The 3874-nt window shown below is 62.7% G+C and carries 5 protein-coding genes and 1 pseudogene; 3 read left to right on the top strand and 3 right to left on the bottom strand.

All coding sequences use genetic code 11. The annotated features are described in order from the left end of the window. The 3 genes and pseudogenes from Q0309_RS15680 to Q0309_RS18665 all read right to left on the bottom strand — a co-directional run. Positions 1-216, bottom strand: a 216-nt coding sequence (locus tag Q0309_RS15680; RefSeq protein WP_299443283.1) for a hypothetical protein, incomplete at its 3' end; no start/stop codon positions are given. Between the two features lie 132 nt (positions 217-348). Beyond that, positions 349-924, bottom strand: coding sequence for a DUF2285 domain-containing protein (locus Q0309_RS15675; RefSeq protein WP_299443279.1), 576 nt, complete (start codon positions 922-924; stop codon positions 349-351). A 43-nt stretch (positions 925-967) separates the two neighbouring features. Next, positions 968-1165: pseudogene (locus Q0309_RS18665) on the bottom strand (DUF6499 domain-containing protein); the annotation flags it as partial. Between the two features lie 426 nt (positions 1166-1591). Between Q0309_RS18665 and Q0309_RS15670 the strand changes: the two are divergent. From Q0309_RS15670 to Q0309_RS15660, 3 genes are all read left to right on the top strand, one after another. After that, positions 1592-2473, top strand: coding sequence for an AraC family transcriptional regulator (locus Q0309_RS15670; protein WP_299443276.1), 882 nt, complete (start codon positions 1592-1594; stop codon positions 2471-2473). A 325-nt stretch (positions 2474-2798) separates the two neighbouring features. Next, positions 2799-3275: a BrxE family protein gene (locus Q0309_RS15665; protein ID WP_299443273.1), complete on the top strand. Its 477-nt coding sequence runs from the start codon at positions 2799-2801 to the stop codon at positions 3273-3275. Positions 3276-3277: 2 nt separating this feature from the next. Then, the coding region (locus tag Q0309_RS15660) for a BrxA family protein (RefSeq protein WP_299443270.1) at positions 3278-3874 on the top strand (597 nt) is incomplete at its 3' end.

The raw sequence follows: 3874 nt of genomic DNA, 5'->3' as shown, positions 1-3874 counted from the left end.
GTGCGGGCCTGATCCGTCCAAGGTTTTTGTTGTGCGCGGTTCCGCCCAGGGGCGGTCCCGCGCGGGGGTTGGACCCAGGGCAGGCGCCCGGCCCCACCGGGTCCGGCCCTGTGCCGGACCCGGCTTGTTCAAGCCATCGGCGATGATGCGGTCGGTGATCTCGGAATACAGGTTGGCGCGGTCGCCCGTGGACCGTCGTGCGGGTGCGCGGGACATGGCGTGTCTCCCCGACGGGCGGCCACGCGGCGCCCGGCTGGCGCCGCGCTTGTGAAACGGTCAGGCCACTCCCTCCACCATCCAGACCCGTCGCGGATCCCCCACCGGCCCTCCACCTCCGAAGGCTGGCGGTCACCGCAGAAGGTCAAGGGTGCCGCCGCCGACCATGCGGTCGCCGGCCCGCACCAAGCGTTGCACACGCAGCCGCAGATAATCCGAGGACCCGGCCCAGTCTTCGTGCACCCGTTCCGGGCCGAACAGGGCGGCGGCGATGTCCCGGTGAGAGGCCCCCGCAAGCCGGGCATCGTGCGCGCGCAGCATGTCGGCCCAGCGGAGCGCGCGCCGTTCGGGCCGGTAAAGCTGATCGGGCAGCGCGCCAGTGGCGCGCAGGTGCAGGAACCGGCGCAGGGCGAGCACGCGCGGTTCGTCCTCCAGCGGTGGCCACACCGGAATGAGCAGCCGGACCGGATCGCGCGACAACCGGGTCGCCACGACCTCGATCTGCAGGCGGCGCGGGCCGTCCAGGATCAGCAGGTGCAGGCGCCCGTCCGGCTGGCGCAGCATCGCGATGGGCAGGGCCAACCGGCGCAGGTCCAGGGTCTCCGGACCGCTGGCCTGGGCCTCGCTGGCCATGGTGGTCAGCACGATGGGCGCGTCGACACTCGACCAGAACACCAGATCCTCGGTCTCGTCCGCGAAACAGGACACCCCAGCGGGGGTCCAGCAGCGGCGTCGGCGTCACCGCCATGCGGGGCGCCGGATGCGGCCCCGGCAAACGGCGGACGCGACGGCGGCCCTGGCGGGCTGATGCAACAAACTCGGGATTGCGTTTCAGCCACTGCCAGGCCCAGGCGGCGCGGTCGAGGGACAGCAGGGGGTGATACGTCTTGGCGTTGCGCCAGCCGGGTGGCGGGAAGGGCCGTGGGGGAAAGCGTCTCGTCTCCAACATGGAACAGTCCTCCTTGCGATCCGGACCAGAGTCCGCCCTGCCCGGCGCGGCGATGCGCGCAAGGGGTCGAAAGCAGCGGAGAGTCTTGGGGTGCGGCCGTTCTTGCCTGATGCGGCCCTATCGATAGTTTTCTATAGGGTCGTCAAGGATGGCTTCCACGAAACGCTGGTCTCTTGCCCCTTTCGCGGCGAATCGATACGGCACTCCAAAACGAAGCAAGCGTTCCATTCAAATATACGAAAATATACATAAAATACGAAGTCAACGCGACTTGCCATATGTCAATGGACATGGCCGCTCTTCATGCCAACATCAAAGAAGGAAACGATGCCGGTTCGCAACTGGCGTCAAGGTGTGTCGGCTTGTGGCGCGAAAAAGGCCGACGAGGGAGGGGCATCGACCACCTGTGCTTTGGAGGCGAGTGCCATGTCCGAGAGTGTGCTCATCGATCTGGAAGAAAAGCCGTCGGCCTTATGCGACAGCACGGCCGAACGTTTGGTCGGCGACGGCCTGATTGTTTGTCGGTGCCGGTTCCCACCGCAACAGGAAGCCTGGATTTCGGTTCGCCAGACGATGGTGGTGCGTCCGGCAGCGGCCGTGACCGCACGGTGGCGCCAAGTACAGGATGAAGCCGACAACGCGGTTCGCATGACACGCCAAGCGCTGCATTTGATTCCTCCAGGATCAGCGATCCGGATCGAATGGGTTGGGGGTGACCGGGCGCTGGTGTTGGGTCTGACGGGAACGTTCCTGGACACGCATGTTGCCCCTGTATTCGATGGCCGAGTGCCGCGCCTCGCGCCCCAGGCCATGATCCGGGATGCCGCGCTGGCGGAGATGATGTCCTGGTTCGAGGCCGCGCTGGACGGATCGGCAGCCGCAGGTGTCCGCTCTCTTGAGCTTGCAGGGATAACCTTCGGCCTTCGGCTGTTCGAGGTTTACGGCGAGGAAGAAAGAAGCGGCGGCGGATACGCGACGGGCGGCTTGGGCGCCTCGCGACAAAGGCGCATTACAACCTTCATCGACGGCAACCTGGATAGGCGGGTGTCATTAAACGAAATGGCGGGCGTCGTCGGCCTGGGGTCGTCGCATTTTCGGACTGTGTTCCGCGCGACGTTCGGCCAGTCGCCATCCCGGTACCTGCATGAACGCCGGATCGAGAAGGCCAAGACGCTGCTGCTCGATCCGAACCGCACCATCGTCGACATCGCCCTGGAGGTCGGATACTCCAGCCACGGTCACTTCACCACCGTGTTCCGCAAGGTGACCGGGACGACGCCGTCGCGGTTCCGACTGGACCGACTGTGAGCCAGAGGCTTATCGGGATGTCCCAGTAGCGCCTTGACGACGCAGCTCGCGCCGGCCTTCTATTGGGGGCATCGGTGGCCAGCAGACCCCTCGCAAGGGAACCCGTATGTCACGCCGGGCCGTTCGCCGCAGAAAAACTGTCGATGGAATACGGTCGGATAGCGAAGGCGCCAAAACGCTGCTCTGAGCCGCGTGCTGGGACATCGCAATAAGCCACGTGAGTCAAACGCGTAGATCTGATGAACGCCAACCAGGGGAAAGACAAGAATTTTTGCGAATTATCATTACATCTCCTGTGCATTGGTCCTTGTTGAGGGGTTCTTTTATGAAAACGCATTCGTCTATCTTGGGCTTAAGATTTCTTATAGGTGCTTTGGGCGAGCGTCATAACAATGAGTGGTGGGACTCGTCATTTAAAGATAAGTCCAGCGAATCCTTCCTTTCCCCTATATTCATGGATGGCGCATGCCTTGCGCAAATGACTGGAATAATTGAAGCGGCCCAGCGTGTGCACGACGAAGCGGTGGGTGTGGGGCAGGCTTTTCATCTTTTTCGGTTGCCCGAGAAAATGGAGCAAGCTTTTTTTACCGAGGCTCGTTCATGTAAGTTGGAGAAATCGGGCGTCTCCTATATTGAAGACCTAAAAACGATATCGCCACATACGGTAGCGGCCCAGCCTGGCCCCATTCACATTGGTTCCGCCGACTTGTTGGAACGCGACACCTGGATTCCGGTGGTCGCCAGCCATTACTACGCGGCATTCACAAACGGAATCAAAAGCTTTCCCTACTTCTCGGCCTGAGCATGACCAATCTTAATTTTTATACGCCTCGGCTCAATGCCGGGCTCGGATTGATTCCCGAGAGTGGGCGTCTTCTTGACCTGTGGCACCCGGGGATGGATGCGCCAAGCCTGCTCAAGGTTGCTTTGGAGTCGGGCACCTTCCCCGCTCTTTCGGCACGCCGATTGCGCAATATGGTGGTCGAAGCCTTTGCGCCGCGGTTCCTGGTGGAAGGTGGGCAGCCCGCCCGCCTGCTCAAGATGGTTCAAGGCCGCCTCAGCACCAACGACTTTCGCCACCTCCTGTTCGTGTATACCTGCCGAGCGAATCCGGTGTTGGGGGATTTCATCCGAGAGGTTTATTGGGAGCGGTACGCCGCAGGTGGCCGATCCGTCACCAAGGACGACGCCCATGCTTTCGTGAGCCGCGCGGTTTTTGACGGGCGGACGCGGACACGCTGGTCGGACACGACGATCCTGCGTGTGTCTCAATACGTGCTGGGGGCCTGCGCCGACTTCGGGCTTGTGGGGCGCATGCACGCAGGGGGGCGAGAAATCCTCCCCTTCCGCATCACGCGAGTGGTTTCGAGTTTTCTGGCCCACGATCTTCATTTTCGAGGG

Origin of the sequence: uncultured Rhodospira sp. (assembly GCF_937138205.1) — a bacterium.
Taxonomy (GTDB): Bacteria; Pseudomonadota; Alphaproteobacteria; order Rhodospirillales; family Rhodospirillaceae; genus Rhodospira.
The sequence above is the reverse complement of the archived record's forward strand: the minus strand, read 5'-3'. Positions and strand labels throughout refer to the sequence as shown.

What these genes read in the sequence shown, in the direction of transcription:
- Q0309_RS15670 (WP_299443276.1), top strand. Translation starts at nt 1,592, where the DNA reads ATGTCCGAGAGTGTGCTCATCGATCTGGAAGAAAAGCCGTCGGCCTTA.
- Q0309_RS15665 (WP_299443273.1), top strand. Translation starts at nt 2,799, where the DNA reads ATGAAAACGCATTCGTCTATCTTGGGCTTAAGATTTCTTATAGGTGCT.